Source organism: Aureispira anguillae, assembly GCF_026000115.1.
Lineage (GTDB): Bacteria > Bacteroidota > Bacteroidia > Chitinophagales > Saprospiraceae > Aureispira > Aureispira anguillae.
Genome location: NZ_AP026867.1, coordinates 4026378 through 4052887 on the forward strand (window position 1 = coordinate 4026378; position 26510 = coordinate 4052887).

23 protein-coding genes and 1 tRNA gene are annotated in these 26510 nt (G+C 36.0%); 12 read left to right on the top strand and 12 right to left on the bottom strand.

Annotation, left to right across the window (positions count from 1 at the left end; translation table 11 throughout):
• Nucleotides 1–2 precede the first annotated feature (2 nt).
• The 5 genes from AsAng_RS15670 to AsAng_RS15690 form a co-directional block, all read right to left on the bottom strand.
• Nucleotides 3–656, bottom strand: coding sequence for an NADH:ubiquinone reductase (Na(+)-transporting) subunit D (locus tag AsAng_RS15670; RefSeq protein WP_264788043.1), 654 nt, complete (start codon nt 654–656; stop codon nt 3–5).
• A 55-nt stretch (nt 657–711) separates the two neighbouring features.
• Complete coding sequence (nqrC, locus tag AsAng_RS15675; RefSeq protein WP_264788044.1) at nt 712–1473, bottom strand: NADH:ubiquinone reductase (Na(+)-transporting) subunit C; 762 nt, start codon at nt 1471–1473, stop codon at nt 712–714.
• Between the two features lie 2 nt (nt 1474–1475).
• Nucleotides 1476–2729 (bottom strand): NADH:ubiquinone reductase (Na(+)-transporting) subunit B, encoded by a 1254-nt coding sequence (locus AsAng_RS15680; RefSeq protein WP_264788045.1) that lies wholly within the window; start codon nt 2727–2729, stop codon nt 1476–1478.
• Between the two features lie 63 nt (nt 2730–2792).
• Nucleotides 2793–4406 (bottom strand): Na(+)-translocating NADH-quinone reductase subunit A, encoded by a 1614-nt coding sequence (locus AsAng_RS15685; protein WP_264788046.1) that lies wholly within the window; start codon nt 4404–4406, stop codon nt 2793–2795.
• 165 nt (nt 4407–4571) lie between these two features.
• Nucleotides 4572–6707 carry a metallopeptidase domain-containing protein gene (locus tag AsAng_RS15690; RefSeq protein ID WP_264788047.1) on the bottom strand — a complete coding sequence of 712 codons (2136 nt, stop codon included), beginning with the start codon at nt 6705–6707 and terminating at the stop codon, nt 4572–4574.
• 278 nt (nt 6708–6985) lie between these two features.
• Here AsAng_RS15690 and AsAng_RS15695 point away from each other — a divergent pair, with 278 nt between their 5' ends.
• From AsAng_RS15695 to AsAng_RS15705, 3 genes are all read left to right on the top strand, one after another.
• Nucleotides 6986–7411 carry an RrF2 family transcriptional regulator gene (locus AsAng_RS15695; RefSeq protein ID WP_264788048.1) on the top strand — a complete coding sequence of 142 codons (426 nt, stop codon included), beginning with the start codon at nt 6986–6988 and terminating at the stop codon, nt 7409–7411.
• A gap of 61 nt (nt 7412–7472) precedes the next feature.
• A complete protein-coding gene (locus AsAng_RS15700) occupies nt 7473–7913 on the top strand; it encodes a hypothetical protein (RefSeq protein ID WP_264788049.1) in 441 nt (146 codons plus the stop codon).
• Nucleotides 7897–8292 (top strand): group III truncated hemoglobin, encoded by a 396-nt coding sequence (locus AsAng_RS15705; RefSeq protein WP_264788050.1) that lies wholly within the window; start codon nt 7897–7899, stop codon nt 8290–8292. The genes AsAng_RS15700 and AsAng_RS15705 overlap by 17 nt, the downstream gene beginning before the upstream one ends.
• 64 nt (nt 8293–8356) lie before the next feature.
• Here the strand turns inward: AsAng_RS15705 and AsAng_RS15710 are convergent, their stop codons facing one another.
• Complete coding sequence (locus tag AsAng_RS15710) at nt 8357–9766, bottom strand: type III PLP-dependent enzyme domain-containing protein (RefSeq protein ID WP_264788051.1); 1410 nt, start codon at nt 9764–9766, stop codon at nt 8357–8359.
• A gap of 491 nt (nt 9767–10257) precedes the next feature.
• Here AsAng_RS15710 and AsAng_RS15715 point away from each other — a divergent pair, with 491 nt between their 5' ends.
• The 7 genes from AsAng_RS15715 (at nt 10258) to AsAng_RS15745 (ending at nt 16390) form a co-directional block, all read left to right on the top strand.
• A complete protein-coding gene (locus AsAng_RS15715; protein WP_264788052.1) occupies nt 10258–10989 on the top strand; it encodes a class I SAM-dependent methyltransferase in 732 nt (243 codons plus the stop codon).
• Nucleotides 10983–11558 (top strand): phosphatase PAP2 family protein, encoded by a 576-nt coding sequence (locus AsAng_RS15720; protein ID WP_264788053.1) that lies wholly within the window; start codon nt 10983–10985, stop codon nt 11556–11558. The genes AsAng_RS15715 and AsAng_RS15720 overlap by 7 nt, the downstream gene beginning before the upstream one ends.
• 32 nt (nt 11559–11590) lie before the next feature.
• Nucleotides 11591–12112: a rhodanese-like domain-containing protein gene (locus tag AsAng_RS15725; protein ID WP_264788054.1), complete on the top strand. Its 522-nt coding sequence runs from the start codon at nt 11591–11593 to the stop codon at nt 12110–12112.
• A 61-nt stretch (nt 12113–12173) separates the two neighbouring features.
• Nucleotides 12174–12785, top strand: coding sequence for a TIGR04282 family arsenosugar biosynthesis glycosyltransferase (locus tag AsAng_RS15730; protein ID WP_264788055.1), 612 nt, complete (start codon nt 12174–12176; stop codon nt 12783–12785).
• 341 nt (nt 12786–13126) lie between these two features.
• Nucleotides 13127–14674, top strand: coding sequence for a C1 family peptidase (locus tag AsAng_RS15735; protein ID WP_264788056.1), 1548 nt, complete (start codon nt 13127–13129; stop codon nt 14672–14674).
• A gap of 21 nt (nt 14675–14695) precedes the next feature.
• Entirely contained in the window at nt 14696–15490 is a 795-nt protein-coding gene (locus tag AsAng_RS15740) for an SDR family oxidoreductase (protein WP_264788057.1), read from the top strand.
• Between the two features lie 285 nt (nt 15491–15775).
• A complete protein-coding gene (locus AsAng_RS15745) occupies nt 15776–16390 on the top strand; it encodes an START domain-containing protein (RefSeq protein ID WP_264788058.1) in 615 nt (204 codons plus the stop codon).
• A gap of 128 nt (nt 16391–16518) precedes the next feature.
• On the opposite strand, the gene accD is transcribed toward AsAng_RS15745, so the two are convergent.
• Both accD and rimO read right to left on the bottom strand, forming a co-directional pair.
• On the bottom strand, nt 16519–17367 hold the full coding sequence (gene accD, locus AsAng_RS15750) for an acetyl-CoA carboxylase, carboxyltransferase subunit beta (protein ID WP_264788059.1): 849 nt from the start codon (nt 17365–17367) through the stop codon (nt 16519–16521).
• 157 nt (nt 17368–17524) lie between these two features.
• Nucleotides 17525–18841, bottom strand: a complete 1317-nt coding sequence (gene rimO, locus AsAng_RS15755) for a 30S ribosomal protein S12 methylthiotransferase RimO (RefSeq protein WP_264788060.1) — start codon at nt 18839–18841, stop codon at nt 17525–17527.
• A 232-nt stretch (nt 18842–19073) separates the two neighbouring features.
• Here rimO and AsAng_RS15760 point away from each other — a divergent pair.
• Both AsAng_RS15760 and AsAng_RS15765 read left to right on the top strand, forming a co-directional pair.
• A tRNA-Ala gene (locus AsAng_RS15760) sits at nt 19074–19150 on the top strand.
• A 99-nt stretch (nt 19151–19249) separates the two neighbouring features.
• On the top strand, nt 19250–20299 hold the full coding sequence (locus AsAng_RS15765) for a tyrosine-type recombinase/integrase (protein WP_264788061.1): 1050 nt from the start codon (nt 19250–19252) through the stop codon (nt 20297–20299).
• A 74-nt stretch (nt 20300–20373) separates the two neighbouring features.
• Here the strand turns inward: AsAng_RS15765 and AsAng_RS15770 are convergent, their stop codons facing one another.
• From AsAng_RS15770 to AsAng_RS15785, 4 genes are all read right to left on the bottom strand, one after another.
• Entirely contained in the window at nt 20374–20772 is a 399-nt protein-coding gene (locus AsAng_RS15770) for a hypothetical protein (protein WP_264788062.1), read from the bottom strand.
• 62 nt (nt 20773–20834) lie between these two features.
• Entirely contained in the window at nt 20835–23663 is a 2829-nt protein-coding gene (locus AsAng_RS15775) for a type I restriction endonuclease subunit R (protein WP_264788063.1), read from the bottom strand.
• 15 nt (nt 23664–23678) lie between these two features.
• Nucleotides 23679–24905 carry a restriction endonuclease subunit S gene (locus AsAng_RS15780; protein WP_264788064.1) on the bottom strand — a complete coding sequence of 409 codons (1227 nt, stop codon included), beginning with the start codon at nt 24903–24905 and terminating at the stop codon, nt 23679–23681.
• A gap of 10 nt (nt 24906–24915) precedes the next feature.
• A complete protein-coding gene (locus tag AsAng_RS15785; RefSeq protein ID WP_264788065.1) occupies nt 24916–26505 on the bottom strand; it encodes a type I restriction-modification system subunit M in 1590 nt (529 codons plus the stop codon).
• Nucleotides 26506–26510: the final 5 nt, after the last annotated feature.

The window sequence follows — 26510 nt, forward strand, 5'->3', positions numbered from 1 at the left end:
TATTAAGATTTGTCTACTAAGCTAGGATCAACGGCACGCTGTATCCAGATAAAGATACCAATTACGAATAAAGAAGATGCTGGCAAAACCATCAAGTTATTGGCAACATACCATTCTGGAGATAAGATTTCCCATCCCATAAAAGTACCTTTGCCCAATAGCTCACGAACGACAGCCATGGCTACCAAAATCCATCCATATCCCAAACCGTTTCCAACTCCATCCAAGAACGATTGCCAAGGGTTGTTGCCCATTGCAAACGCCTCTAGACGTCCCATTACAATACAGTTGGTAATAATCAAACCAATAAATACAGAAAGTTCTACATAAGCAGTATAAGCAAATGCTCCTAATACGATTTCTACAATTTGTACCAAACCTGCAATTACAAGCAATTGTACAATCATACGAATAGAACTAGGAATAGAATTTCTAAGCAAAGAAATAATTAAACTAGAAGATGCACATACAAAAATAAGTGCCACTGCCATAACCAAAGATTTGGATACCGAGCCTGTTACTGCCAAAGCAGAACAAATTCCCAAAACTTGAATGGTAATAGGATTATTACTGTGAAGCGGATCTTTCAAAAGCATACGCTCTTCTTTTCCAAGTAATCCTCCTTGTTTTTTTGAATCAACTATAGTATCAGCCATTGTGCTACAATTATTTATAGTTTATAATTTTTTATTGAATTGCAAGATGCAATTTCTATTTTTTATTGTTGTGAAGTGTTTCGAAGTAAGTTTCGTACTTGCTCATTCCTTTGTCAAACATAACCGTTACCCCATCACTAGTAATGGTAGCTCCAGAAATCCCTGTTACAAAGTGTTCTCCTTTTTTAGGACGCTTCAACACAGTCAAAGCTACATTAGAACCTTCAAAAACTTTTTTACCAATAAACTGAGCTTTGAATTTCTCACTGTCTTTGATTTCCGCACCCAAACCTGGTGTTTCGTTTTTGTGATCAAAATAAACTCCTGCAATGGTATTCAAATCAGCTTCCAAAGCAATATAAGCCCAAATCTTGTCCCATAGTCCATTCCCACGGATAGCAACAACATAAGTCTTTTTGCCATTCTCATTAGAATATTCATAAACAGGATACAAACGATCTTCAGGTTTTCTCTTTTCTTCATTGCCCAAGTCTAACTCAGCCAATTCTTTGTATTTTTTTGCACCACCTGTTGCTGTTGCATTAATTTTATCCAAGTCGTCCTTAGTAAATACCTGACCAGATTCTGTTACAGCAACCATTTCTACTTTTCCATAAGCTTTTTCTACAGAACTAGGATCGCCTAAAACAATTGTAGAATCAGGAATACAACTTAAAATTGCGACTTTTTTAGCTTCCGCTCTATTAGCTTCAAAAATTGGATTGAGACTAGTATATAAAAGCGATAAGATTAAAGCGGTTACGGATGTAATCATTAATACATACACGTAAACATTCATTTCTTTTTTCTCTCCCATTTTTATTTAGCTTTAGCTCTTTTTAAACGTCTATTAATATTTGCATCTACTACATAGAAATCAATGGTTGGCGCGAATACATTCATCAATAAAATAGCCAACATCCATCCCTCTGCGTAAGCAGGATTCATTACACGAATAACCATACCGAATACCCCAATTAGGAATCCATAGATCCACTTACCAGTATTCGTTCCACAAGCAGTAACTGGATCGGTTGCCATAAAGGCCAAAGCGAACATCAAACCACCCATTAGAAAATGATTGTACCAAGGTACATCCATATAAGCATTAAAGCCCCAAACGTTAAATAACATACCTGTTAGGGCAACACCCAATGTCATTGAAAACATAATTCTCCAACTAGCAACACGTGTTAATAACAAGATACCAATACCTGCTAAAATTGCCAATTTAGAAGTTTCTCCAACACAACCAGGAATACCTCCTACAAACATAGCTCCTGTAGAATATACTTCTGTTACAGCCTCCCAGCCTCCAGTTCTTGCCAATACCAATGGCGTTGCACCAGTAAAGGATTCTAAGAGTGGTTGTCCATTAAGGAACGTTGTCCATCCAAAGCTTTCAAACAAACCATTAAACATAGTATGCAAGAAACTATATTCTGTTACACCAGCATTAAAATCAATAGCAGCTACCCAAGGGGCATCACCTGAGATTTCAGTAGGATAAGCAAAGAAAATAAATGCACGTGCCATCAAAGCAATGTTAACCACGTTCATTCCTGTTCCTCCAAATGCCTCTTTTGCCAACAATACAGCAAAAATAATCGCCAAAGATAACATCCACAACGGAATGTCTGGCGGCATAATCAAAGGAATCAATGCTCCTGTTACCAAGTACCCTTCCTCAATTGGATGTCCTTTTTGTGAAGCAAAATAAAATTCAATTCCTAGCCCCACTAAGTTAGATACTATAAAAAGGGGTAAGATAGACATTAGTCCGATAACTAGCTTTAGATGTACAGCATCCAAAACACCAGTATGCTCACCTAGCGCCAAAAAATGTTGATGACCAATATTGTATGCACCTAGTACATAGCACAATTGCAATGCAATCACTACGTGAATCATCAAACGCTTTAGGTCCATAGGACCCTTAATATGAGTGCCTCCATGAGTCACCTCGTTAGGTTTGAAAAAGAGTGTAAAAAGCCCGTCATAAAGACCATGTGCAAATTTTTTGTCTTTGCTTGGCTCTATCTTTTTCCAAAATTCTACATCAAAAAGTCCCATAAGGTTACTTTATTATTAGTATTTATTTCTACTAGATTAATATTATTATTATATACTGATTGATTAGCCTTGCTCTCTTAGCAACTCTAAACCTTCTCGAAGTGTTTTTTGAACAGGATGCTTAGAAGTACATACATATTCACACAAAGCAACATCTTCTTCTCCCAATTCTAAGATTCCCAAACCTTCCATTTTTTCGAAATCATTTGCCTGAATTGCTCTCAACAAATATTGTGGATAAATATCCATTGGTAAAACACTTTCGTATTCACCAGAAACAACAAATGCTCTATGCTCTCCATTTTGTTGCGTATCTGCTTTATAAACAGAACTAGGAACAAAACCTCCAGGGAAAGTACGATTTTGAGTAGGATGCCCCGTTCTTGGAATCAACCAACCAAACAATTCATAATAGTCTCCTTCTTCAATGGTCATCAGTTGATCATCAAAAAAGCCTAAATAGCCATTCGGTTCAATTTCTTTTCCTGTTAATGGATCACCAGAAATTAAACGAATTGCTTTTCTATTAATAGAAACAGGTTTCCCTTCTTTATCTGTAGTAGTAATTTGTTCGGTAAATGGAACATCAGCAACCATTTTCTCGATGCAAAGCCCTTGATGCGCTCTTACATAACGAGGATTTGGCATTTCATCTCCAGTCAATGCAATTACACGCTCTGTATCAAAAATACCTTTGGTAAACAAAGTTCCTAATACTAAAACGCCATGTACATCCAAGTGCCAAACTGTTTCGCCAGTATTAACAGGACTTACATGGTGAATATGCACTCCTACGTTTCCAGCAGGATGTGGACCATTAAACCAGTGCTTTTGTACTCCCGTAGCATTTGTAAAGGCAGCAGCAGGAGCTTTATCTCCTCTTGCATCTAAACCTAAGTGCAATCCTCCGTTCGTCAATTTAGCTAAGACATCCAACCCTTTTTGAAATTCAGCTTCTTTTCCAGCTACTGTTAAATCAAAACTTGGAGCCAAAGGAGCTGTATCAAAAGTAGTTACAAAAATTGCCTTAGGCATAATAGTATGCTCTGCAACAATGTCAAATGGACGTTGACGAATAAATGGCCAAGCACCAGAATCCAACAAGAATGCAACCAAGTCTTCACGACTTACGGTGTCCAAGTTAGGTAGCTCATACTGACGGTATTCAATTTCTTTGTCCGCCAAAATTACAACTTCATTGATAGAACGCTTGTCTCCTCTTTGGATTTTAAGCATTTCACCACTCACTGGAGCTGCATATTTAATTTCTGGACGTTTTTTGTCATAAAAAACAGTATCTCCAGCTTTCACTGAGTCACCTTCTGCAAGAACCACTTTAGGAATTGGCATCATGCCAATAAAATCTTTGGGTTTTAATGCATAAGTTGAAGAATGCACAGATACTATTCCATGCTCTAGTGATGCAGCCCCCAAAAGATTAATGTCAAAACCTTTTTTTAGGTTGACATAATGGTCGTTTTGAGAAACATAACTAGGGGAACCTCCACCTCGGTTGAGTATACTTGGCAAGTCATTAGGTAAGACGCCGTATTTCTCTGGATTTTCACCGTGATGTTTTGCAGCAATTTTCACCAAACCTTCTGCAACTGTTGCGATTACAACAATAAACATCAAAATAAAAATTATACCAAAGATAAGACCTGTTGAGAGTGTCATATAGCTTGTATATAAATTAATATAATGTAAATAAATTAATAAGAGCTGATAAAGGTACCAGCTATGCTGCAAATATAAAATTTCGTTTTGTTTTCTTATGCCTATTTTATCGTTTTGTTAACACTCCTTATTATTTAGAGAAATTCTAAATAACAAAGACAAAAGTTAACTTTTCCTCTCTCTAATGACCTTTGCACGATTATGTTTTTCAATCGCCCCTTTCTTAAAAATAAATTCGGCACTAGGTTTGATGATAATTCGTGCTTTTTTATCCAAACGTATTTTTGCTCCTTCCTCTACAATTAGTTTTGAATTGGCTTTAACAATCAACTTAGCCCGTTGTTTTAAGTGCAAGGTAGCCCCACTTTTTACGGTAAAAACGGTAGGGTGCACAAAATCTCCTGCCTCTGTTTGGACATGTGTATTGGTTGTTCCACTTTTATCTAAGGTTAGTGTTATACATGGAGCAACTTCCAAGTCTGCTTGGTCATCTCCTGTTATATTAGGCAACTGAATATTTCCAGTCCATCGCCTATCCTGACACAAACTAGTTTGCCCAAAACGAACTTCAACCTTCATATCATTTGTATGTTCTATTTTAGAAAACTTAAGTGCCAAGCCATTCAACTTATAGGGAGCTAACTTTTTTTCTTTTAGATTATACTTTGGATAATTCAGCGGCATGGGATTAGAACTCATATCTAAATAATCGCCTGCTCTAAAAGCAACAGGGCGGCTATAATTTTGGCATTTTTGGGCATTATAAACACCATAACAACCATAAATATTTACAAATGAATCAGGCTGTACTTCCTCCCGAAAAATAGGCACAAACCACTCCGTTCTACTAGAGTTATAATTAGGGTCTATTTTGATGATGCCATCCTTGTTTTTATCATAAGGAAATCGATATAGATTGTTGATACCCGAAATTGGGTTTTCTTGCATTCTCTTAAAGCTTTTCATTACATTGCCCCAATTGTTCCTAAGATCGGGAAGCTCCTCATACAAGTGATAATCATAATTTCCACCTGCATGCAATACCTTTATACCATTGGCACGGCTAGATAGAGGGGAAAAAATCACATTTCTGCTGCTTTCTATTGCTTCTACATAGGCATAAATACCTTTGGCTGATCCTGCAACCGTATCCCCAACTCCTACAACACTCCCTTTCCAAGGATGCTCATCCATGGGATGAAGTTTAGCGTGGTTTTCTAACCATAAATATTGTCCTCCCGAAAAGGGAATTTGAATGCGCATAGCATCTCCCGTTGTAAAAAAATCACGCAATACAAAGACATTATTCGCCTTTAGATCTTCTGCTGTTTTTACATCTGCTACCAAGTCCGAAAAACCAGTATACCAACGCTCCCAAGCATTAAAACCTCGGAACATGCTAATAGGAGACATAATTCCCCAGCCTGCACTCAACAAATAAAAGTAATCTCCAACCACATTATTAACGCCCATAATATGAGGGGCATTAAATAAAACATGGGCAACCTCATGTACAAAAACACCAGAGCGGTAGGTCATGGTAAACCCTTCCGCTATTCGATAACCATTAATTCTATTTTTGGCTAATACTCCCGTTGCTGCAAAACCTCCTCCTGATCCTGTCCAACCCCTCATTCCTGGCTTGGGTGCTTCTTTCCAGTTTTTGTTATAACGATGCACAAACACCACAAAATCAAGTATGCCATCTGGCTTATGTAGACTGGTATCTGAATTATCAAATTTAAAATTGGGTAAATTCTTGCGTTGATCAAAACGAGATAAATCAACATTAGGATTAATTTTCTGCATGGCTTCAACTGCTCGCCCATTAAGGTGAGACCAAGAATATCCCCCTGTTGGGTCAATTTCGACTACTGTTGGTTTTCCGTTGGCATCTTTAAAAACGTCTCCGATTAACTTAAATTGACCATTGGACATTAAAGCAAATTCCTTAGAAAAATTATTGGGTACTTCATCCATATACTTTTCAAAGTCTGCTACCTTATTAAATATATATTGAGGACAGTTTCCTGTTTCTTTGTCCACAAAGTCAGGCAGTTTATTATTGGAGGTATAATTCCAATCGGGAAGTGGGTAGTTTTTATTCTCAAAATTAGGATTAGATGAACTTTTGTCTTTATAGGTGACAAACACAAACAATACTCTCAAAGTCCCCTTTGGAGTAAAAACTCCTCCATAGGGCGCATAAGGTGTTTTGGGGAGCTGCTGGGCTTGAATAAAACTTAACCAACCTAAAAAAAGAAAAAAACTGATCCCTATGCGCTGTAATAATCCTAGCATTGCTTTTTAATTTAAAAGATGTTGTCTTTTGACAATCATGTGGAAATTTTAATTAACGGTCTTAATTATGCCGTTTGGATATTGAACTTTAGAAACTAGATCGCTTCAAAGTTATTGATTTCCTTATATTCTACAAAACTTGTTGTTGCCTCTCAAAGCCCAGCCCAATCAACCTCTCTCCTCTTTCAACTATTTTTTGAATCTTTTTCCACAAATATGGAATAAAAGACCTTTTTATCTTATATTTGTACTACACTTAATCAATAAACAAGTAGATTATGTTTTCTAAAGCATGTGAATATGGAATAAGAGCATTAATTGTCATTGCTGAAGCGGGCAAAGAAAGCAAAAAGATAGGAATTAAAGAGATTTGCATATTGGCCAATACGCCAGAGTCGTTTACCGCTAAAATTTTACAAAACCTAGTCAAACGATCAATTATTTGTTCTCAAAAAGGTCCTTCTGGGGGATTTTATATTGCCCAACCCCTAGACAATATTTCTATTTATGATATAGTAGAAGCAATAGACGGGGCTGGTGTGTTTAACAAATGTGGGTTAGGGTTAATGGCTTGTAATGCCCAACGACCTTGTCCCCTTCATAACAAATTTGAAGTGGTTCGGGATGAACTCAACGCCATGTGCAAAAACAATAGTTTACAAGATTTAGTGGCAGGTTTTCATGAAGAAGTTTTTAAACGATAAAAATTTAAATCAATAAAAGATAAAAAGATCTTTTTTGTTTCTTTTATAAATAACAACATCAATGAAACTAAAAGTAATTGCCCTTCTAATTTTGGGAATTTGGTCAGGAATGGTGCTAGGAATTTCTTTTTTGGAAGCTCCTCTTAAGTTTCAGGCACCCAATATAACACTTAGTTTGGGCTTAGGGATTGGTCAATTGGTCTTTGCTGCGCTCAACAAATTTGAATGCCTCTTTGTGCTATTTTTATTGGTATGGCTCATTTTCCAATACAAGCAGTTGGATAAACTAACGACATTGGTTCTATTGATACCGCTTGTAATCGTAACAATACAAAGCCTTTGGTTGCTTCCCCTACTTAGCACACGAATCGACAAAATATTGGCTGGTATTTCAATCGCCAAAAGCAACCATCACTTTTATTATGTTGTACTTGAAGCAATAAAAGTTGTTTTTTTAATCACGAGTTTCATTAAAATTAACAGTTATGAACGAGATCACTAGCAAAACGGAAGTAAAATTATTTGTAGATGCCTTTTATGAAAAGGTTCGGCAAGATGCCCTTTTGGGACCTATCTTTGCAGCGCAAATTCCCGATGAAGTTTGGCCAAGCCACTTAACACGAATGTATGGTTTTTGGAATACCGTTCTATTTGGACAAAAAGACTATAGAGGCAATCCTTTTTCGAAACATGCCAACCTAGCTATTCACCCTCCACATTTTGAAAGATGGCTAAGTTTGTTTGTTGCAACAATAGATGAGTCTTTCACAGGTGAAAAAGCAGCTGAAACCAAAATGCGAGCAGCAAAAATGGCTGCTTTATTTCAATCTAAACTCGACTATGTTCGTTCTAAAAAAAATCCATCTTTTCATATACTTTGAGGCTTAGATAGCCTAAGGACATTTCTTTAGCAAAAAACAACCTCTATAGTCAACACCAAAATCTTTATGTATTTTTATAACCCAAAATCTTAAACATTTCTTGTACAGATTGCTCTTCTCTATACACATAATCTATAAAATGTCCATTTTCGTCCCGATCAATGATAACATGCTTTGGTGCAGGGATAAGACAATGTTTGATTCCCCCATAACCACTAATCGCATCTTGATAAGCCCCTGTATGAAAAAAACCTAAATACAAAGGCTCTTTATCCTCCTTTGGATATTTGGGCAATAAAATTTCTTGGTTAAAATCTTCAGAATTATAATAATCTGAATGATCACAACTTATTCCTCCTATGTTGACTCGTTGATACTCATTCTGCCATTTATTAATAGGCAACAAGATAAACTTTTCGTGAATGGACCAAGCGTCTGGAATGGTATTCATCAAGCTATTGTTAATGATATACCAAGCCTCTGTATCATTTTGTTGTTTTTGTTCGAGTACTTCAAAAATAATGGCACTAGACTCTCCCACGGTATATTTTCCAAACTCTGTGAATATATTAGGTGTGTCTATCCCTTCTTGTGTGCAAGTCTGCTTGATGGTGCTTACAATTTCATTAATCATGTACTCATAATTATATTCAAAGCCCAAATGATTACGAATGGGAAAGCCTCCTCCCAAATTAAAAGCGGTCAAGCTCTCAGATTCTTTTTTTATATCAATATATAAACTTAATGCTCGTTGAAATTCTCTCCAATAATAAAGTGTGTCTTTGATTCCTGAATCAACAAAAAAATGGAGCATCTTTAATTCAAATTGTTCACTATCCTTAAGATGTTCTCTAAAAAATGCTAACATTTTCTGTGCAGGAATTCCTAATCTAGACGTATAATAGGCAGATTGAGCTTCTTCATTAATAGCCATTCGAACCCCTATTTTAATTTTTTTAGAAGGGTTCAACGCCTGTATTCGCTTTAGTTCATCTGCACTATCCAGAATAATTACAGAATTGGTAAATCCAGATTCAACTAATTGAAGAATTTTTACTAAATAATCATCGGTTTTATAACCATTGTGAAGGATGGTGCGTTCTTTATCTATTTTTCCTTCTAAAAACAATTTTAAGATTAAATCTATATCAAAAGAAGACGAAGTCTCTAAATTTACATCGTGTTTTAGTGCTTCACTTAATACATGATAAAAATGATTGCATTTCGTGCAATAACAAAAATGATAGCTCCCTTGGTAATTATTTTTCTTGATGGCTCGTTTAAACAAATTCCTAGCCTTCTTAATTTGATCTCCTATTTTGGGAAGGTAAATAAATTTAAAAGGCGTGCCGTATTTGTCTATTAAATATTTCAGTGAAACCCCATGAAAGGTCAAAAATTGATTATTGAGATCAAAGCCTTCTTGTGGAAAGTAATAACTTTGTTCTATTAAGTCAATATAGGTATTCTTCATTTATCTATTAAAAAATTCTTATCCATCGATCAGACGATTCTTCTCAATCAGATCAATTAGACTAAAAATGGTGGATTACTTTTCTTTTTTGGTTTCAATCGGAGGATGTGTATCAAAAAAATTACATATTATCTATTTAACTATGTTATTAATGAAGTATTTAGTTTTTTTTTACGAGCGTAAATATAATGAACTGGGCTTTGTTGCAAATAAAAGAAATTTTAATTGAGCTATCAAAGTTTTTTTAATTATCTCCTCCTATTTTGAAATTTATTACAACAAGGCTGTTGCCAACAAGACAAATATAGGGAACTAGTTGGCTAAAGTGTCCCAAGCTACCCCTATTTATTAAATTTTACAATCTAGAATAAACAGTTCTTAAAAATAAAGTGTTATCATCAAAACTATTACCTTGTCCATTCGCCCAAAAACGAATAAACTTTATCGCACATTAAAAATAAACCTGTATACAGGATAAAACAGACGACACTATGAGTACTTGGTTTGCTACTTGGTTTGATTCCAGTTATTATCACTTATTATACCAACACAGAGATGATACAGAAGCTCATTTTTTTATGGATAATTTAGTACAACATCTCCAAGTTCCTGAGCAGGCAAAAATCTTGGATTTGGCTTGTGGAAAAGGACGGCATTCTATTTATCTTGCAGACAAAAATTTTGATGTGGTAGGTGTTGATTTATCACCAGAAAGTATTGAGTATGCCCGCCAATTTGAGCACAAACATTTGCATTTCGATACCCATGATATGCGACAACCTTTAAGCGTAGGACCCTTTGATTATATTTTTAATCTATTTACCAGCTTTGGTTATTTCCCCTCAGAAGAAGAACACCTTCAGACGCTTCAAGCCATGAAAAATGGGTTAAAATCGCCCAATAGTACACTAGTCATAGACTTTTTTAACGCACATAAGGTAATTCAAAACTTGGTATTATCGGAAGAAAAAACACTTTCTGGAATTTCCTTTAAGATCAATAGAAGAGTAGAAAACGGTTATATTCTAAAAGACATTCGCTTTGAAGATCAAGGAAATCAATTTGATTTCCAAGAACGTGTTCGTGCCTTTACCTTGGCAGACTTTAAGCGTTTGTTTGAGCAGGTAGGACTAAAACTAGTCCAAACTTTTGGAAGTTTTGACCTCAAACCTTACGATCCAATTCATTCTGACCGCCTTATTCTTATTGCAAAACCATGTTAGAACATCTGATAGAATGGGATCAAGCAGCCTTTGGGTTAATCAATGGCACTTGGCACAATGATTTTTTGGATGTAATCCTTCCCTACTGGCGCAACAAAAAGACTTGGATTCCACTTTATGCACTTTTGCTCCTTATTATTGGCAAAGATAGAGGTTTTAAAACGGTTTGGGTTTTAATTATCATAGGGCTAACCATTGGTCTTTCAGATCAGGTGAGCAGCCAATGGATCAAAAAAACAATTGAGCGCATCCGTCCTTGTAACGATACTAATTTAGGGGCTGTTCGTGAATTGGTACCCTGTGGTGGTGGTTATAGTTTCACTTCGTCACATGCCACCAATCACTTTGCCTTTGCCATGCAACTTTTTTTGTTGTTTCGTCTAAATTGGCAAAAACGGTATTTTGTCCTTTTATTTTTTTGGGCGGGTTTAATCGCCTATAGCCAAGTTTATGTAGGCGTACATTATCCATTAGATGTTACAATGGGTGCTATATTGGGCTGTTTTTTAGCTTGGATTGTTTATTGGGCAACAGCTTGGCTAGGCATTATCAAAAAAATATGGTCTTAAATTATAACGTTAAAAACTGCAATTAGATATACATGAAAACAATGCTTCTGATTGGTGGCTTGGGATTGCTCTTTATTTTGGGTTTTCTAGGGATTCGCTGGATTCGAGTCTTTTTGGCTTCTGATTACCACCACATGCTTAAAGCACTCTATAAAAATACGATCCCACTGGTTCGTCCTCAACAAATACAACATTGGGAGGATTATATCATTTTAGATACTCGTGCTGCTAATGAATATGCTGTCAGTGCTCTTCCTAATGCAGTTTGGATTAACTATCCAAATCTCAATGAGGCGGTTATCTCAACGATTCCTAAACATAAAAAGATTCTTCTTTACTGCTCTGTTGGGTATAGAAGTGAACGAATTGGGGAACAACTGTTGAGCATGGGGTTCTCTCAGGTGTATAATCTTTATGGTGGCATCTTTGAATGGGTCAATCAAGGACAAACTGTTGTTGATTCTTCTGGTCTTAACGTTAATAAAGTCCATGGTTACTCCCCTTCTTGGGGCAAATGGATTAAAAATAGTGTTGAAGTAGTTTATACTCCATAAAACAAAATACATTGCCCGTTGACAATAGTTCACTAAACATATACATAAGCATCCAAAACGAATGATAAACAAAAAAAAATCACTAATGGTTTTTGCAAAGAATCCAGTTTTAGGAACAGCAAAAACACGCCTAGCCGCTTCGGTTGGGGATCAAAAAGCCTTAGAAATTTATAAATTCTTATTAGAATATACGGCTCAAATTACGAGTAAAGTCAATTGTGAACGCCGTGTTTTTTATTCTACTCATACGGATTTAGACGATGAATTTTCCAACGATTTATTTTCCAAAACAGTACAAATCCAAGGAGATTTAGGGCAAAAAATGTATGCTGCTTTTGAGCAAATGTTCAAGGAAGGCTATCAACAAGTTATTATTATTGGAAGCGATTGCTATGAGCTATCTACAGAAATTATAAGTCAAGCTTTTGAAGCGCTCGATCAGCATAATTTTGTCATTGGTCCTGCCAACGATGGGGGCTATTACTTACTGGGTATGCGCCAATTAGAATCGGTTATTTTTAACCATAAAAAATGGAGTCAAGAACGTTTGTACCACGATACGCTTATTGATCTAGAAGCATTGGGCTATAGTTATGCAGAGCTTCCCATGTTGAGTGATGTTGATTATTTAGAAGACTTGCCCGAAGATGTACGTATGAAATTTGAAATTTAATTAAGCACTTGCATTTCATCAAACTAAGCAAGTTAAGGTTTTTTGATTCTATATTTTTAGGGATAAATAAAAAAGGTTTGTATCTTAAATTCTATACAGTCATATAGCCTCATTAGGTAATTAGAATGGCTCGTTTATTGCAAAATAGCATTTTATTTTCATTCCTAATCTCATTAGTCCGTACAAAAATCGTATTCGATTATCCCATAAGTACTGCGCAGTTGATGAGCAAGACAACACAGCTTATCTCTTAGCATCTTAATTAATTGAATACAAGATACTTTTTTGCATTTTTAATAAAAAACACAAAAAATGCACGGACTATTATAATCTCAAACAACATGGCAATACGTTTTAGACCCGATAACAATTCTAATTCTAACAACAATGATAACCGTGGAGGTGGCGGAGGTCGTAATAATAGTGCTATCATTATGGCTGTTATCATGTTTGCGTTTCGATACCCCAAATTTGCAATTCCTATTATCATTATAGGAGTTATTGTTTTTGTAATGAGTGGACCAGGAAACAACACGCAAGAGAATATCTACAGCATGGGTTGTGACATTAATCAAGAAAAATACGACGAATCCAAAGTCTTTGCAGCACTTTCTCCCATGAGTAGCAAATACAGTCTGCCCAAAGCCGTTTCGTTGCGCCAATTTGCCCCTAGACCACTCAACCAAGGACAACAGGGCTCTTGTGTAGGTTGGGCAAGTGCCTATGCCGCAAGAACCATTTTGGAGGCAGCAACAACAGGAGCCAATCCCAATAGTACAACCTTTAGCCCTTCCTTTTTGTACAACCAAATTGGATTGCGTGGCTGTCAAGGTGCTTATACAGGGGAGGCATTAGAACACATGAAACAAAAAGGCTTGTTGCAATTTTCTAAATTTCCATACGATCCCAATAGTTGTAACAAACGCCCAACTCAATCACAATTGCAAGAAGCTATGCGGTATCGAATTCGAGGCTATAATCGCCTAACTAAAACAGGTCGCAATTACGATGTTGATTTGGAAGCCGTTAAACAAAATATTGCACAAGGTGCTCCAGTTATCATTGCGGCAAAAGTACCTTATTCCTTTCAGAATATGATGGGAAAAAGAGTTTGGAGACCTACTTCGGCAGAAAAACGCACTGTAAATAGCCACGGGGGACATGCCATGTGCTTGATTGGTTATGACGATAATAAACGACAGTTTGAAATTCAAAATAGTTGGGGTACTGAATGGGGAGACAATGGTTTTGTCTTCATTAGTTACGAAAACTTCAAGCTATTTTGCCGAGAAGCTTATGGCGTATTTCCACACCAAAAAGCAAAAACAGCTTCTGCTACCAATTTTGCCATTGAATGTGGTCTTTATGATGTACAAAACCGCTCCAATATTACTTTGCGCCATGTTCGAGATAATCTTTTTGAAACTACCGCCCCTGTTGCCAAAGGAACAGAGTTAAAAATTGAGATTACCAATTCCTTAGAATGTTTTACCTATGTTTTTAGCAAGGAAGTTGACAATGGCAATCGACAAGGAGCTGCCCTAAAAGTTTTCCCACCTTCCGACAAATATTCTGCATATATGGGAATTGTAGGTACTCGCTTGTTTCCTAGAGATGGAGTTGGTAAATTTTATGCCGATGATGAAGGGAATAGAGATTTTATGGCCATTGTCTATTCCAAGGATGAACTAAACCCCGATGAAATTCGCAGTAGAATAGATCGAGCAGGCAAAGGGAATTTTTACGACAATGTGATGGCAGCAGTAGGAAATCGTGCGTTTGACGATTTAAACTATCAAAATAAATCAGGAGCACTCATCTCATTTAAACAAAGCGCAAGTGCCAAACAAGATGTTGCCGTTGTAGTAATCGCAATGGACAAACGATAATTGACTCATTTAAATCAGAATATGTCCTTTAAAAATAAAATAATATGGATTACAGGAGCCTCCTCTGGAATTGGTGAAGCCTTGGCTTATGCCTTAGCAAAACAAGAGGCTACCCTTATTTTATCCAGTCGAAAAATTGAGGCACTCCAAAAAGTACAACAACGCTGTTTAAAAGATTGCAAAGCAATTTATGTACAAGTATTGGATTTGGAACAACACGATCAAATTCCTAAAATTGTGCAACAAGTAATTCACCAACATGGTCGCATTGACCTATTAATTAACAATGGTGGAATTTCTCAACGCTCTTTGGCAAAGGATACCATCTTTGAAGTAGATCAACGATTGATGAACATCAACTATTTGGGAACCGTTGCACTTACCAAGGCATTGCTGCCTACCTTCCTAAAACAACAAGAAGGGCAAATTGTAACCGTTACTAGCTTAACAGGCGTTCTAGGAACGCCTTACCGCTCTGCGTATGCTGCTACTAAACATGCTTTGCATGGCTTTTTTGACTCGCTACGAGCTGAATTGGTCAATGACAATATTACGATAACAATCATTAGCCCTGGTTTTATCAAAACACAAGTTTCAATCAATGCATTTGTTGGCAATGGCACTGCTCAAGGTAGCATGGATAGCCGACAAAACGAAGGTATGGATGTCAATGTATTTGCGCAAAAGATGCTCTCTGCAATTGCCAAGAAGAAAAAGGAAGTTTATATTGGCAAAAAAGAAGTACTCATGGCTTATATCAAGCGTTATATTCCTTGGCTTTATTATCAGATGATTCCACGTGTAAAAGTTAAATAAGGCAATCTTAAATCCATCTAAACGCCTTATTATCAAAACACAAGTTTATAATAAAAATAATTAAAAGTGCTAGCCGATCTCAAAGGCGGCACTTTTTTTGTTTTTAGATAATTACACCATTCCCTATTTCGTTAACAGCAAGAATAACCAACAACATCAAGCACCAATTGGCTGTAAATCTGACATTTGATGTCTTTTTAAATGGTTCAATTAACTTTTGTAATTGCATATTTGCTCTAATTAGCTTATATTATAGGGTTTATTAATCATCTCAAAAAAATGACAATGCGAACCACTCACTATCCCATTTATTCTCTGCTCATTGTTTTAGGTCTATTCAGTTCTTTTTCTACCCTATCTGCTCAATCCTGGAAAGTTGCCAAAGACAAAAATGGCGTTAAAGTAGAAACTCGTTTTATCGAAGGTTGGAGTATCAAACAATATCGGGCTACTGTTTATATCAAGACTACCCTAGCCAAAGCGGTAGAAGCCTATAGAGATCCCGTTCAACGCAAAGCATTTATGGCAAGAAGTATTGAAGTGTCCAACCTAAAAGAAATCTCTAAAAATGAAATTATTACCTACAATTTAGGCAATGCTCCTTGGCCTGTTGCTGATCGAGATAATATTACCCATTCTATTTTCAAATATTCCAACAATCAAGTAAAAGTTACCATGGTTTCTATACCTGATTTTATTCCTGAAAAGTCAGGCATTGTGCGTGTTCCTCGTTCTGAAGGTTTTTGGTTATTTATAGACCAAGGCAATGGCATTATCAAAGTTGTGCAACAGTCTGTCGCAGATTTAGGAGGAGCCGTCCCCGACTGGTTAGTCAATTCAACCATTGTAGAAGGTCCTTATGATGTTTTACTAGCCTTAAAAAATATGCTACAAAAATAAAACACTACTACGAATACCAATTCTTCCAAAAAAGATCCTATTAGAAAAACAAAAAACGCATCTTAAAAATTTAAGATGCGTTTTTTGAATAGTAATAGAAGGTTAACCTCTATCAACAGCTATTGGTTTTACTTCTTTAAGATATACAATATATCTGCTAATTTTTCTCTCAAGTTCTTTCGTTCAACAATAAAATCCAAGAAACCTGATTCTAATAAAAACTCTGCTCTTTGGAAACCTTCTGGCAATTCTTTTAACTTAAGCGTTTCTTTAACAATACGAGGACCTGCAAATGCAATTAAAGCATTCGGCTCAGAGAAGTTAAAGTCTCCCAGCATAGCAAAAGAAGCAGAAACGCCCCCAGTAGTTGGATCTGTCAAGAAAGACAAATAAGGTATTTTTGCATCGGCCAATTGTGTTAATTTGGCAGAAATTTTAGCCATTTGCATCAATGAGAAAGCAGACTCCATCATTCGTGCGCCACCCGATTTAGAAATAATCATAAATGGCGTTTTATGCTCTATACAATAATCAATTGCCCTAGAAACTTTTTCTCCCATTACAGACCCCATAGATCCACCAATAAAGCCAAAATCCATTGCAGCAATAACAAAATCCATTTTATGAACTTTGCCTTTTGCAACACGCATAGCAGAATCTAAATCGGTTTTTTTGCGAGCCGCTTCCAAACGATCTTGATAAGGTTTAAGATCTGTAAAATTTAAGAAATCATGTGCGATTATATCGCTATACATTTCTGTGTATTTGTTCTTGTCAAAAATAATATCAAAATATTCTTGCGAACCAATACGTTCATGTTGATTACAAGCAGGACATACGTATAAGTTTTCAATCAAATCCTTAACTGTCGAGGGGGTCTTACAAGCACCACATTGATGCCAAATACCATCAGGGGTTTCCTTTTTTTGAGAAGTAGATGTTGTTATACTATCTTTATCACGTTTATACCATCCCATACTTTGGTGTCTTTTAAGTGTGTTAAGAAATTACGCAACAAAATTACAAAAATGTAGCTATTGCACTAATATATTCGCTTGTTTTTGGTTTGAGATTTTGCAGCTCATCAATAAGTTCCTCGTTATCAACAAAAAAATAATTTATACCCGTTATTTTTTATTGTTCGATTACTTTACCATATAAATCATATTCTGTAGCATCAATAATTTCAATCATAGCAAAATCGCCAATTCTTACATAATTATCTGCCGTTTTAATCAAAACCTCGTTATCTACCTCTGGCGAATCATACTCGGTACGCCCCACAAAGAACTCTCCTTCCACCCTATCAAACAACACTTTAAATGTTTTTCCAATTTTAGCTAAATTGTTCTCCCAAGAAATATCAGCCTGCACTTCCATAATTGCAGCAGCACGTTGCTCTTTGACTTCAGCGGGGACATCATCCTCAAAATCATAAGCAGAAGTATTTTCTTCATGCGAATACTGAAAGACGCCTACCCTTTCGAACTTCATTTCTCGTACAAATTCTAGCATATCCTGAAACTCTTCCTCTGTTTCTCCAGGGTAACCAACCAATAAGGTAGTTCTAAAAGCCATGTCAGGCACTCGTTTTCGTGCCTCCTGAACCAACTCCATCGTTTCTTCCTTTGTAATTTGACGACGCATGCGCTTTAATACATCATTGTTGGCATGTTGCAAAGGCATATCTATATAATTACAGACCTTTGGCAAAGCTTCAATGGCATCAAATACATCCAATGGAAATTTGCTCGGATACGCATAATGCAAACGAATCCACTCTATTCCTTCTACCTCACTTAAAGCGTATAACAAGGCTGCTAATTTTCGTTCTTTATAAATATCCAAGCCATAATAGGTTAACTCTTGCGCAATTAACATAAGCTCTTTCACGCCGTTTTTTGCTAAGTTTTTGGCTTCTGTAACTAGATCCTCAATACTTTTTGAAATATGCTTACCACGCATCAATGGAATTGCACAAAAAGAACAAGTACGATTACACCCCTCTGAAATTTTCAAATAAGCATAATGAGGAGGAGTCATTAACAAACGCTCTCCAATCAAATCGTGTTTATAATCTGCTTCTAACTTTTCTAATAAAGCAGGCAATTCTAAAGTCCCAAAATAAGCATCTACCTCAGGAATTTCTTCTTCCAAATTATCTTTGTATCGCTGAGACAAACAACCTGTAACGTATAATTTATCAATATCGCCACGAGCACGCACATCTGCATACTGCAAAATTGTGTTGACAGATTCTTCTTTTGCTAAATCTATAAATCCGCAAGTGTTTACTATCACAATATTGGCATCTTCATCATTGCTATCATGAACCACTTCAAAATCGTTGGCTTGCAATTGGTGCATCATTACTTCAGAGTCTACCATGTTTTTAGAACATCCTAATGTAATAACATTCACTTTATTTTCCTTATGACTTCTTGTTTTCATTCTTATATTTTCTTTTAGAAGGACAAAGATACAATAGCAAGTTGTGGAAATGTATTTTTTTAAAGTTTTTATTTGGTTTTATACCAAAGAGTCCCCTAAGCAAAACCTAAAACCAATTCCTCTCTTTCTAAGCATTTTCTTTCCAATTTGAATAAATTGATTCAATTTTTTCAGCCTATATTTGTTTTTTTTACATTAAGTTTCCTATATTCGCACTGCATTATACCTAAATGGGGGATTAGCTCAGTTGGCTAGAGCGTTTGACTGGCAGTCAAGAGGTCATCGGTTCGACTCCGATATTCTCCACCAACATAGATAAACACTTGATTCTCAAGTGTTTATTTTTCGTTTTAGACAATTCAATTTTTGCTTAATACTGTTGTATGAGAGTTTTGAAAAAAATTCAACATGATAACAGGAAAAAAAATTCTGCCTAAACTCCACGATTACGGAGGGAATACCAACAAACAATGGTTTATTCATTTTTACGATGACGAGGGCAAAAGAATCCGCATTTATAAAGGTATTAACCACCTCACTACTGCCAAGCAGCGACACGAAGCCGCTCAGCGCATTATTAAGCAAATACTACAAACTAGAAAAGGGCTCACCCACCAAAAAATTAAGGCTGCCATTATTGATGCCTTAGAGAATCGAAAACCTACCTGGAGAAAGAAAACGTATCAATGCAAAAAATCTAAGATTTTTATCTTCCTGGAGTGGATGGAAAATAAAGATTGGATAGAAAAAAGCATCAAAGACTTTTTTCAATACCTGACCAATAAACATATCAATCCATCTACTTACAATGATTATATTCTAAATGTAAGAAATGCCCTACAATGGATCGGAGAAGAAGACCTTATTAAAGACGTTCAGCGACGAAAGAAAAGCCCTGTACCAGCTGCTTATTTTACCAGGAGCCAAATTGATTATTTATCTAAGGTGATGAAAAATAAAGATCCTCAGTTATGGTTCTTTGTCCAATTTATATACTATTGTTTTCTTCGACCTCGTACGGAGCTGCGCCATCTCAAAGTCGGTGACATTATGTTGGAAGATCAAAAAATTGTAGTGCATCCTGATATTGCCAAAAATAAAAAGCTCCAGTATATTACTATTCCTGATGCCTTCTTTCCTGTTGTGCAAAAAAAGATTCAAGGTCGGAATCCTAATGAGTATCTTTTTGAAGGGAAACAATACCTAAAACCAATGGGTGAAAATACAATGGGCGAACGTCACCGTTTACTACTCAAAGAGCTGAGTTTTGATACCAAACGCTATAAAATGTATTCTTGGAAACATACGGGCGCTGTGATGGCGGTTAAGGCTGGTGTCCATGTGAAGCAATTGCAAATTCAATTGCGCCATCATTCATTGGATCAGGTGGACGAATACTTGAGACAATTGGGCGTTTCTGATTTGGGGGATTTACGGGCTAATTTTCCTGGTATTTAAAATGAACAAGCTCCAAAGGATAATTTCCTTTGGAGCTTGTTTTTTATATTTCAATACAATAATAGCTCGCCTAATTAGTTACTATACTTTTCGTATAATTCCTTTGCACGCTTCTTAATATTTTCCTGTCGTACTTTAGCAGTCCCTTTTCGTAGCTTATATTGAAATTGATCCTTTTCTTGGAACAAATAATACTTTGCAGCAGCATAATAAACCCAATCTTCATAATGAATATTATAATTATTACAATCTACCTCAAAATCCTTATTTTGAGTAATAGGCTGAAGCTTGCTTCGCACTTCTGCAATACCTAAAACAGTAAATCCCTTACAAATTAGAACTAGATCACCAATTGAATAATACTGATTTCGCTTAGTATCACTTAGTACAATTTTTTTCTTTTCAATGAAAGGTAAAAAAGGCTTTTGACCAGTTCCCCATTGGATTCCAAGTTTCCAAATTTTCTTTTTCATTTAGTTTTATATCTGAATATTTACGCTAATCTTAAGTATCTAAAATCAAAACAACCTGCATTCTAAACCCCACGAAAAAAGCGCTCTACAAAATCCAAAACCTTATCCAAAACACGCTCTCCCGTTTTTCTGAATTGTAGCAATTTAGGGCGCACCTCCATTGTTTTGACCACTGCATCCACCAAAGGAACACGACCTGTAAACATATAATTATCAATTAGCTCCTGTAATTTATTGGGCTTGAGCTGCTCCGCTTCGCACAAATTAGCAAATGCTTGGCGGCGTTCTGTATTCCAAAATTCCTCAAAAGCGGTTGGAATGTCGTTGGTATTGCTAATATTAGGCAAATTCTCCAGGATAAATTTTTCGATCAATTCCTTTTTGCTGCGCAGTTGAATTTCACCCGACAATAAATCAATAATAGTTTGCTGTTTCTTTCCTCTTTCTGTTCCTTTTGTTTTTTGCAATTCAGCCAATAAGCGCAGAATATAAGCCACATTAACATCATCTCGATGAATCAACTCCAATGCAAAATCTACATCATCCAAAATAGACACCTTTTCTTTTTGGCGTTGTGTCTTTTGATAAATATCTAAGTATTGGCTTTTGTAATCTTCAAACTCTTGTTGCCCCATGTCCAAGTCCTCAAAACTAAAATCTGCCAAAATGCTCATGGTGTTTTTGACTCGCATCAATTCCCGAAAAGCTTTGACAAATTCCAATTCTTCGTCCTCACTGGGTAAGTCGTGAACTGAATCAACCGTTGGAGCAATATCCTTAAGCTGCTCCAGAGCTGCATTGAATTTTTCCACATAGTTTTCATAAGGCTGCATTATAATAACCTCTTTGGCATCCTTATTTGAAAACAATTCAATTGCATTATCCGTCGCTTTTTTCAGATTGCGAAAAACAACAATATTACCTTGTGATTTTTTGTCGCCTATAATTCTATTTGTACGAGAATAAGCTTGTATTAAACCATGATATTTTAAATTTTTATCTACAAATAAGGTGTTGAGCCTTGGGCTGTCAAAACCTGTTAGAAACATATTCACAACCAATAATAAATCAATCTCTCCATTTTTTACTCGTTGGGAAATGTCTTTGTAATAGTTGTAAAAAAGCTTACTATCTTTAGTATTATAAGAGGTATTAAAATATTGATTGTAATCTTCTATAAACGCATCTAACTTTTCTCTATGATGCGCCGTTTTATAGGCATTGCTCGGCTCTGCTACTTCTCCATAGGTATAAAAACCGTCTGCATCTCTGTCTTTTTCATTTGCTCCATAACTAAAAATAGTCGCCACTTTTAAATCGTGTTGCCCTGCTTCCCTTTTGGCTTTAAATAGCTCATAATAGCTAATCAATGTATCTATACTAGACACGCAAAACATGGCTGTAAACTGCCTGTTATGTGTTTTTCGGGCATGGTTAGCTAGGATATAATCCGCAATCTTTTCCAAGCGCTCAGGCGACTCCAAGAGTTCCTTGGTATCAATGTCCTCAACTTCTATATCAATTTCATTTTTAGAGCCTTCTTTTTCTCGGTATCTACCAACATACTCAATGCTAAATTTTAATACATTCTCATCTTTTATGGCATCAACAATGATGTATTTATGCAAACATTTTTCAAAAAGTTCTGCGGTGGTTCGTTTGCCTAAAGCGTTTTTTATGGCATTTTTAGCAAAGATGGGCGTTCCTGTAAAGCCAAACAATTGGCTATTTTTAAAAAAGTTTTTTATTCTTAAATGCGTTTGCCCAAATTGGCTGCGGTGGCATTCATCAAAAATAAAAATCAGACGTTTGTTTTTTAGCCCTTCCATTTGGCTCAAATAACGCTGTTTTTCGATGGCATTATTGAGCTTTTGAATGGTTGTAACAATCAGTTGTGTATCATCTGTGAATTGTGTAACTAACTTTTTGGTATTATCTGTGCCATCCACACTTCCCTTAGAAAAGTTGTTAAATTCTTTCATCGTCTGATAATCCAAATCTTTACGATCTACGACAAAAATAACTTTGTGAACCTGTGGCAAACGGGTTAAAATTTGACTGGCTTTAAAAGAGGTTAACGTTTTGCCTGATCCTGTGGTATGCCAAATATAACCATTTTTAGTACTGTCTTTTACTCGTTGTATAATTGCCTCAGTTGCATAGTATTGATAAGGTCTTAAGACCATCAATATTTTTAGTCCTTCATTTAGGACAATGTATTGGGTTAGCATTTTAGACAAATGGGCTGGCTCCAAAAAAGCGGCCGTAAAATCTTCTAAGCGATGGATTCTTTTATTGGCTTCATCTGCCCAATAAAAGGTTTGTTTAAAGGTCTGTTTTTTATTGTTGGCAAAGTATTTTGTATTGATTCCATTGCTAATGACAAAAATTTGTACGTACAAAAACAAGCCCTCAGATGCGCCATAAGAATGGCGTTGATAACGGTTGATTTGATTGAAGGCTTCTTTCATTTCTAAGCCTCTACGTTTCAACTCTATTTGTACCAGGGGCAAGCCATTCACCAACAAGGTAACATCATAACGGGTTTTGTATTTTCCCTCCATGCTAACTTGTTGGGTGACTTGAAACAGGTTTTTGCTCCAATCGTAAGCATCTATAAAACTCAAATACAAGGTATCGCCATTGTCTCGAGCTATGGTCACTTTATCCCTTAAAATCTTTGCTCGTTTAAAGACATTGCCTTTGTTTAAGTGGTTCAAGACTCGCTTAAATTCTGTCTCGGATAACTGGACTTGATTAAAGGTTTCTAGCTGCTTTTTGAGGTTGCTCAATAGGCTGGCTTCGTCTCGTATAGGAGCAATGCTGTAGCTCATGCTCTTGAGTTGGGCTACCAGCTTATCTTCTAAGATTTGTTCGGGTTGATGTGCCATGTTCTAGGGTGTTTTTTATACAAACATTTGCTGTAATAAGCCTTTTTTGAATTGTTGGGTTTGGGCTAGTTGGGTTTGGGTTTGTTGTATTTTATCGTCTATGCTGCTTAGGAAATTGGCTATTTTTTGTTGTTCTTTATACACTGGTAGCTTGACTGTTATAGAGTCTAAACTAGCATTATTTAAAGTTATTCCTTTTGCTGCTTGACTTCCAAAAGATTTAACATTTATGGAACTTAAATAATAATACATATACTGGGTAGATATGCTATTATCTTTCCATTTAAAATTACAAATAGCCTCATTTGTAAACATTTTAGATTGAATAATTCCTAATCGACCTAGAGTAAGTTTAAAACTCATAATAAGTGTTCCTTCTTTTAGCACTTGTTTTCCTTTTATTGCTATATCTGTAATCTTTTTTTTAGTATCAAAAATATATTTCCCTTGCCTCATATCAGCAATTGAGAGCCATTTATTTGTTCCCTTCCAATACTTAGAATCCTTAGTCGATGGAGTAAAACCTTTACCTATTATTGCTTTTTTACCTAAACTAGAAACCTCCCAATCCACAAACGCTTCCCCATTATCATCCTTAAAGCGGATTTGTTGGCTAAAAATTTGCTGCATCACGCCTTTTTTATAGTCTTCTAAAAGGCTTACTTTTTGGCGGAGCTGTTCGATTTTTTTGTCTACGGAGGATAGGAAGTTGGCTATTTTTTGTTGTTCTGGGAGCGTGGGAATATTTACTTTTAATTTAGCAAATGTTTGCTGACCTAATGTTTTGTTCCTACCCGCTCCTCCAGGAGATGCTAAACCTAATAGATATTTACCTCTTTTTCTTAGAAAAAAATACATAAGAAAATCTAAATCAACTTTATTTTTTATAGGTTCATACATTGGGAAACGATGTGAAGCAATCATTCCTAACTCCTTTTCTGTTGTTCTTGCAACTGCATGTTCCCAAGCAAATACAATATTAACAATGAACATATTAGGTTGAACCCAAAAGACTCGCTTATTACCTAAAGATTTTCCTGTAACATGTTCCTTATAAAAAATGCCTTTTCCATGTGAGCGAATTCCAATTTGTTGATAAAGAGTTGTTGCTTCAACATCTACAGGCTTAGAGACCCTATTTATAATTTCTTCTATTAAAATAGATGTCCAACTATCAGTAAATTCTAAAAATCGTAATAATGGAAATTTAGTTTTCTTTATTTTTTGCTTAACGGTATTCATTCGTTCTATATTAAAATGGAGTATCAAGGTTTAATTCTTTACAAAAAGCGCCAATAATTTCATCTGAATTTTGAATATCTTTATTAAGAGCCTTTATTTTTTTTGATACACTTGATAAATCTACTACCTCTTCCTCTTCAAACGTATCTACATAGCGAGGAATATTAAGGTTATAATCATTCTCTATAATTTCCGTTATAGGAGCTACATAACTGTACTTATCTTCTATTTTTCGATTTCTATAAGTTTCTATAATTTTATTAATATCTTCTTGCCTTAGAACATATTGATTAGTTGCTTTTTCATACCCCTGGCTGGCATCAATAAATAAGATGTTATCCTTATGCTCCCTATTTTTCTTAAACACTAGAATACAAGTCGGAATATTTGTCCCATAAAAGATATTGGCAGGCAAGCCAATCACCGCATCCAAGTAATTACAAGACTCAATCAAATAAGTACGAATCAAACCCTCCGCAGCACCACGAAATAAAACCCCATGTGGCAAAACAATTGCCATGGTACCGTCCTCATCCAAATGATGAATCATGTGTTGCACAAAGGCAAAATCTGCCTTGGACTTAGGCGCTAGCTTTCCATAAGCGGCAAAACGATCATCATTATTATGCAAAGGATTTGCCGACCACTTGGCAGAAAAAGGAGGATTGGCCACTATTGCCTCCGCTCTTAAATTAAGGTGTTGGGGCTGCTCGAGGGTATCTTCTTGTTTGATGTCAAATTTACTATAATGAACATCGTGCATAATCATATTCATACGAGCCAAATTGTAGGTCGTACGATTCATTTCTTGCCCATAAAAGGTAGAGACTTGTTTCACTTCCTTAGCCACTCGCAACAACAAAGACCCAGAGCCACAGGTCGGATCATAAACCGATTTTAATTTTGTTTTGCCCGTGGTTACAATCTTAGCCAAAACCATAGAAACCTGTTGAGGGGTGTAAAATTCCCCTGCCTTTTTTCCTGCACCACTGGCAAACTGACCAATTAAATATTCGTAAGCATCTCCCAAAACATCTGCCTCCGTATCTTCCAATTTAAAATCAATCTTATCCAAATGCACCAACACCTTAGCAACTAAGGTATTTTTATCCTTTTCGGTACGTCCTAGCTTGGTAGAAGTCAAGTCCAAATCTTCAAACAATTGTTCAAAGTCGTCCTCGCTTCCTGCTCCCATGGTGCTCTGTTCAATACTCCGCAAAATAGCGGTCAAATCTTCTAATATAAAATTGCTTTGCGTGGTTGCTTCCTCGTCTTCAGCTTGAGCAGCTCCACGCATGGCGACTTGGTGAAACAATTCACTAGGCTTTAAGAAAAAGCCCAACGTTTCTACCGCTTCCACTTTGATTGCCTCTAAATATTCTTGTCCTTCTGGGCTATCTTCTTCAATTTTTGTGTATTCTGTTATGTCTTCTTCAGATAACAAACGATTGGCATACAGATGCATTTTTTCAGACAAATACTTGTAAAAAATAAAGCCCAAAATATAATCTCTAAATTCATCTGCATTCATTTTGCCTCTTAGGGTATTGGCAATGTTCCAAAGCTGTTGCTCCAACTGTTTTTTGTGTTCTTCTGACATTATTT